This window comes from bacterium, from assembly GCA_040753085.1.
Classification (GTDB): domain Bacteria; phylum UBA9089; class JASEGY01; order JASEGY01; family JASEGY01; genus JASEGY01.
In genome coordinates this window covers 1-5,909 of sequence record JBFMHI010000173.1, presented here as the reverse complement: position 1 = coordinate 5,909, position 5,909 = coordinate 1, and the positions used below count along the sequence as shown (strand labels likewise).

The 5,909-nt window shown below is 48.4% G+C and carries 6 protein-coding genes; 1 reads left to right on the top strand and 5 read right to left on the bottom strand.

The window, feature by feature from the left end; translation table 11 throughout:
- Positions 1-81: 81 nt before the first annotated feature.
- Complete coding sequence (locus AB1797_12720; protein ID MEW5768456.1) at positions 82-396, bottom strand: DUF5618 family protein; 315 nt, start codon at positions 394-396, stop codon at positions 82-84.
- A 452-nt stretch (positions 397-848) separates the two neighbouring features.
- Positions 849-2,552 carry an NAD(P)-binding protein gene (locus tag AB1797_12715; protein MEW5768455.1) on the bottom strand — a complete coding sequence of 568 codons (1,704 nt, stop codon included), beginning with the start codon at positions 2,550-2,552 and terminating at the stop codon, positions 849-851.
- A 262-nt stretch (positions 2,553-2,814) separates the two neighbouring features.
- Between AB1797_12715 and AB1797_12710 the strand changes: the two genes are divergently transcribed.
- Positions 2,815-2,973 (top strand): hypothetical protein, encoded by a 159-nt coding sequence (locus AB1797_12710; GenBank protein MEW5768454.1) that lies wholly within the window; start codon positions 2,815-2,817, stop codon positions 2,971-2,973.
- 53 nt (positions 2,974-3,026) lie between these two features.
- Here the strand turns inward: AB1797_12710 and AB1797_12705 are convergent, their stop codons facing one another.
- From AB1797_12705 to dsrA, 3 genes are all read right to left on the bottom strand, one after another.
- On the bottom strand, positions 3,027-3,257 hold the full coding sequence (locus AB1797_12705) for a hypothetical protein (GenBank protein ID MEW5768453.1): 231 nt from the start codon (positions 3,255-3,257) through the stop codon (positions 3,027-3,029).
- A gap of 90 nt (positions 3,258-3,347) precedes the next feature.
- Positions 3,348-4,439 carry a dissimilatory-type sulfite reductase subunit beta gene (gene dsrB, locus AB1797_12700; GenBank protein ID MEW5768452.1) on the bottom strand — a complete coding sequence of 364 codons (1,092 nt, stop codon included), beginning with the start codon at positions 4,437-4,439 and terminating at the stop codon, positions 3,348-3,350.
- Positions 4,439-5,638, bottom strand: coding sequence for a dissimilatory-type sulfite reductase subunit alpha (gene dsrA, locus AB1797_12695; protein ID MEW5768451.1), 1,200 nt, complete (start codon positions 5,636-5,638; stop codon positions 4,439-4,441). The genes dsrB and dsrA overlap by 1 nt, the downstream gene beginning before the upstream one ends.
- Between the last annotated feature and the right edge of the window lie 271 nt (positions 5,639-5,909).

The following is a 5,909-nucleotide window of genomic DNA, read 5'->3' as shown; positions in this document are numbered from 1 at the left end:
GAGATATTTGCGGGGAAGTTAAGACGAGAAAAGTAGTTTTGTAGAAAAAAATGGTATGATGATGCTATAGCCGATAATGAACTAACCGCAAGGTTTCACAGAAAATTGGACGGTTATGAACCGTCCCAGCATCTCAAATTCCCTCATCAACTTTCCATTATGAACAGCCAGATGCTTTCTTAATACTTCTCTATATCCATCCACTGACTTTGGAAGCTCTTTCTTTGTAACTTGCTTTTTTCCAATCAAATATTCATTTATTGCCTCAAGAATGGCTAAATATGCTGTTGCAAAAGCTTCTCGGACAGACTTAATATCAAGATAAGTATTATCCTCAATGGGAATAGTTTTTAATATCTCTTTTGCATTATTTAAATATCTTAATGACTCTTTCATTTCTTTATTTCCTTAGTAACTATTCAGCCACAAAGACACGAAGACACAAAGATTAAAGGATTGTTCTTAAACACTTACGCTTCTTTTCCCCATCGGTTATAAAACGTAACTACTCAGCCACCACATATTGATTTTGAAGCTTACAGAACACAATATATTGTGGTTCGTCTCCTTTTATAGGTTGCATAGAAAGCCGTTTTTTAGGAATTTTAGCTAACTTTTAAACACCTAAACACAATATGTTGTGGTTTCGCTAGGTAAGGCTACTATATAGAGGCTGAGTAGTTACTATAAAACTATACCACAAAATGCCTCCGCTTGTCCAGAAAAATTTTTTCGTAATCGTTCACCACGGAGACACAGAGAATGATTTTAGATTTTTCTCAGTGTCTCTGTGTCTCCGTGGTGAGGTGAACGGTTACTTAACTCGTAAGCCTTCGGGATATCCGAAGCTACAGCATATCAACATACCCGCAAGGGCATTCCTCGGCACACTTTTTGCAGCCTTGACAAAGTACTAAGTCGAACTCATAGTGCTCGCCTCTGGGCAAGTCCTTGGACAGTTTCTTTACGGCGCTGTCTGAGCAGTAGCTGTAGCAATTGTCGCAGTCATAGCAAAGCCCGCAGGAAAGGCATCTTTTAGACTCGGCGGTGGCCTCCGACTCATCCCAGGTAAAAGCTATCTCCGAGAAGTTGCCTATCCGTTCAGAGGCGGCCAGAATTCTGGTGGGTGTCCGCGGTAGGGGGTCATAGTAATTGAGATTCATCTTGTCAGGGCGAACCACTGGAAGTTCAGCCACCTTCGCTGGCTCTCTTTCCCTTAGGTAGTTATCCATGCTGATGGCTGCCCGTCTGCCCAGGCCAATCGCCTCAGTGACTAAACCAAGCTGGTTGGTCACATCACCGCCGGCATAGACACCCTCACTTTCGGTCAGGCCATTATCATCCACCGTAATCCAGCCTTTCTCATTCCTTAGTTCTTCTAATCCGGTAAAGTCAGGCTGCTGGCTGATGGCGGCAATGATAGTCGAAGCCGGGACTTCAAACTCAGAACCCTCGATGGGAACCGGTCTTCGCCGGCCGCTCTCATCCGGCTCACCCAATTCCATTCGCTGGCACTTAAGTCCGATGGCCTTATCTCCCTCCCGCAGGACCTCAATCGGGGCGGCCAGAAATTCAAAGACTATCCCTTCCTCTTCAGCCCCCACAATCTCATGCTCTATGGCCGGCATCTCATTACGGGTCCTTCGATAAAGGATGGTCACCTCGGCTCCAAACCGCCTTGAGACCCTGGCGGCATCAATCGCGCTGTTTCCGCCGCCAATGACAATGACCTTCTTACCCTGCCTCAACCCCTCAAGCGGCGTGTCATCTTTTCTGGAGTTGATCCGATGCAGAAAGTCAGCGCCGGTAAATACATTGGAGGCATCTTCACCAGGCACACCCAGGTTCCAGCCAATATGGGCGCCAATGGCTACGTATACAGCATTATACTTGTTCCTTAGATCTTCCCAGGAGATATCCTGGCCAACCCTGGTGTGGTATTTGATCTCCACACCCAGGTCCAGAATCTTCTGGACTTCCGCATCTAAGACCTCTTCCGGCAGACGATACCTGGGAATGCCGTAGCGAAGCATCCCACCAGATTTCTCAAAGGCCTCAAAGAGCGTGACGGCGTATCCCCTTCTGGCTAAATGGTAGGCACAGGAGAGGCCCGAAGGGCCCGAACCGATGACCGCCACCTTATCGGGGTAGGTATCAGGATAAAGCCTCTTGTGAGCCAGATTATGCTTGATCCCGTAGTCACCGATGAAGCGCTCCATACTGTTGATCGAAACCGCCTCATCCTTTTCCTTCCGGTTACACTCTGTCTCACAAGGATGGGGACAGACCCGTCCACACACCGCCGGCAGCGGGTTCTTATCCGTTAAAATATACCACGCCTCCTTTAAGGACTCCGCAACACTCCGGCCATAATTCTCTGACTGGGCAATGGTGGTCAAATATCCCCTGATGTCTATTGAACTGGGGCAGGTGAAGGTGCAAGGGGGGGTCTTAAGCGTATACTTAGGCCGCAGCGTGGAAACCTCTACGCCGGCCTTACCCACAAAGCAGACACCAAGTTTCCTCTTTCTTTTTTTAAGAACAATCGCCATCGCATCCTCCTTCAATTAGCCACGAATACACACTAAGATCGGTGATCGGTGATCAATAGCCACTGATTACTGGTTACGCCTTACCGATAACCGATAACCGAGGTACCCCGAGTTATGAAGAAGAGGTTAATTTCTTGTAACCATTCAGCCACTGATTAACACGGATTAGCACGGATAAAATAGAATGAGTTAAAGCATAAAAATAACCAGGGATATTATCACAGGAGCATTTGAATTTAAACGATTCATAACCGTTCATCCCATGAGGCTGGATGCTGGATGCTCGATGCTCGATGTTCGATGCTGGATGCTCGATCTTCGATGCTGGATGCTGGTAAAGGATCCAGTATCCAGCATCGAGCATCGAGTTTGTGCCTTAGTGGCTGAACGCTTACAAAAAATCAGTGTTTCATCTGTGTAAATCCGTGGCTGAATAGTTACAATTTCTTCTATTCGGGCCCATTCGTGGTTCAATTATTTGGCCAGCTCTACGAAACTCCCGCCCGCGTAGCTGTAGACGCATCTTTCAGAATCCATGAGCAATTTTATCGCTTCTTTACCATCTTTTTTATCGACCTTATCACCATATTTGGTTATCACTTCCTTGATGAGATCGTTAGGCTTATACTTTTTCTTCCCCTCAGCCTTTTTCACCAGATCATACATATCATCGGCCAACTGTTCTACCGTTATCTCATCGGCCATCTTTTAAGTCACCCCCCTTTTTTATTGCGGATTGCGGATTGCGGATTGCGGATTGTTTATTTCCTTCTATTCCACCGCAATCCCCCATTATTAAACCCCTCTCATCTGGGTCGTTCGTCGGTAAGTGGTGCCCGCATACTTAAAGTCATCGATGTGATACTTGGTGAACTTAATGCCTGTTAATTTAAAAAACTCAGGCCAGCCGACCCTTCCGATCCACTCACCCATCCGCTCATAACTTCTGGCATTCTTAACGTAGACCTCAACAATATTTTTGACCGCCTCTGTGACTTCGGGCCACCTCGGCGGATTATTGGGGAGGTAAGGGATGGCTAATTTGGTAAACATGGGGGCTGATCTGGCGTTGGAGACCTTGCCGCCGACCCAGATAGAGACACCATCGTTTAAGGGGTCAGCAATGGGCATGGCCGGGCAGACAGTATAGCAGTTACCACAGTACATACACCTGTCCTCATCGACCTCTACACTCTTCTTGCCGTCAATAAAGGTTGGTCTGACCGCCGCATTAGGACAGGAGGCCACCGTGCTTGGAATCTCACAGAGATTGGGCAGCTTTTCATGATCAATCCGGGGCGGTGTTCGGTGGACCCCTAAAAGGGCGATGTCGGAACAATGGACCGCCCCGCACATGTTCAGACAGCAGGCCACCGCAATCCTCAACTTATGAGGCATATCCATTTCTGTAAAGTGGTTAGCCAGTTCATCCATAACCACCTTGACCAGACCAGAGGCATCAGTAGCTGATGAGTGGCAGTGAACCCACCCCTGGGTGTGGACGATATTCGATATCGATCGGCCCGTTCCTCCCACCAAGGTACCCTCAGCCTTTAAATCCGCTATTAAAGGATCGATATTCGCCTCATTCTTAAGCAGAAACTCAATGTTGTTTCGGCTGGTAAATCTTAAATACCCGTCGCAGTACTTATCGGCTAAGCGGCATATCGCTCGGATAAAGTCAGTGCTTATTAGCCTTGGGGAGGCGGCCCGGACCGTATAAAGCTTGGCGCCACTTTCGGATACATGCATCATCACCCCCGGTCTTAGTATCTCGTGATACTGCCACTGGCCGTAGTTCTCCTTGATGATGGGGTGAAGAAACCTTTCATAATGCGGGGGGCCAATGTCAGTCTTCCTGGCCTTAATCTCTTCTTTAGTCGCCATTATGCTTCACCTCCTTCTTTTTCCTCGGCATAATATTCCTCATAGAAGATATACGGATTGTCCCTTGGTTGGGTAATCATTTGAGGTGAAGGCTCAATATCTATTGCTTCCAGGAAGTTGCCCAGGCCTACCCGCTGGATAAGCTCACCTATCCTCTCCCTGGCCACACCGTGCTCATCCCAGAACTCCCATATCTTTTCAATCAAGTCCTTCAGCTCCTCATAGGGCGGCTCAATCTTCATAAAGGGAACCAGAACTGAGGAAAGGATGGCCCCCTGGACAATGGGGGCCTTGGCCCCAATCAAGATAACCGCGCCGGTATCAGTGCCCGGCCGAAGGGCCTTCGGCATCACATTGATACAGTGCATACATCTGGTGCACTGATGGTCGTTAATCTTCAAGGTATTTCCATCCCACTTCATACACCGGGTTGGGCAGCGGCGGATGGCATCAGACTGGATATCCAGGCCCTTCTCGGCATATTCTGCCACCGCCGCCTGGTCAATGCGGATCTCATCCCGCCAGGTGCCAATGATAGAAAAATCAGCCCGGGCAATAGAGGCCACGCAATCGTTGGGGCAGCCGGCCATCTTAAATTTCCACTTATAAGGGAAAAGCGGCCGGTGCAATTCATCCTGATAAGCCATCGTCAAATCATAAGTCAAGGCCAGCGTATCGTAACAGGCAAACTCACATCTGGCCGGGCCCACGCAGCAGCTTGGTGTCCGCACATCCGAGCCTGAGCCGCCCAGGTCCCATTCTGCCTTAGAAAGCTCGGTAAAGATATCCTCCAGCTCATCACTGCCGGCTCCAAGGAATACCGTGTCACCCGTTGAACCATGCATATTGGTCAGACCAGAACCATACTTATCCCAGATGTCACACAACTGTCTTAAGGCATCGGTGGTATAGAACCAACCTGAGGGTTGGTTGACACGAACGGTATGGAAGTGAGCCGCCCCCGGAAATTCTTCAGGCACATCCGAGAATCGGCCGATAATCCCTCCGCCATACCCTCTAACACCCACGATACCCCCGTGTTTCCAGTGGGTCTTCTTGTCCTTATAAGAAAGCTCAAGCTGTCCCAAAAGGTCTTTCGCCTTTCGGCTTGTTCTGGCCGCCTTTTTAATCTCTTTGACAAAACTCGGCCAGGGACCCTTTTCCAGCTCGTCCAACAACGGGGTCTTTGAATCAGACATCTAAGCTACCTCCTCTCTCTATTTCAGATGATAGTCATCCTTATCGGCCATTTTTGGCAGGCATCGGGTAGTCTGGTTGGCGGGACACTAAGCCAGCCGACACCCAGTGGCCAGCGGGCTATTCGTAACTGGCCGAAACTCTGATTGTAACTACTCAGCCACCACATATTGATTTTGAAGCTTACAGAACACAATATATTGTGGTTCGTCTCCTTTTATAGGTTGCATAGAAAGCCGTTTTTTAGGAATTTTAGCTAACTTTTAAACACCT